This window comes from Ochrobactrum sp. SFR4 (assembly GCF_019730395.1).
Taxonomy (GTDB): Bacteria; Pseudomonadota; Alphaproteobacteria; order Rhizobiales; family Rhizobiaceae; genus Pseudochrobactrum.
Map to the genome: position 1 here is coordinate 1 of NZ_JAAPBB010001271.1, position 241 is coordinate 241.

Consider the following 241-nt stretch of genomic DNA (forward strand, 5'->3'; position numbering starts at 1 on the left):
TCATTGAGACGACGGCGCAAAGCACGCTCGGACGGGATCGGTGCCCATTTCTGTTTCTTGGCAACAGTCACCATACGACGGTAGCAAGCTGAAAAGGCAGGCTTTTCAGGGCGTAAAAAATCAGACTTCAAAAACTCCCATGCCGATGCGTGGCACTCTGCTTTATCCGCACCCGGTGCAGAAGATGGCATAAGAACAGCAAGCCAGATGTCACGATCATAACCATCAACCATCGCCATCC

1 protein-coding gene is annotated in these 241 nt (G+C 51.9%); it reads right to left on the reverse strand.

What is annotated here, in order from left to right:
- The coding region (locus HBA93_RS24470; RefSeq protein WP_286202165.1) for a DNA-binding domain-containing protein at nt 1–241 on the reverse strand (241 nt) is incomplete at both ends.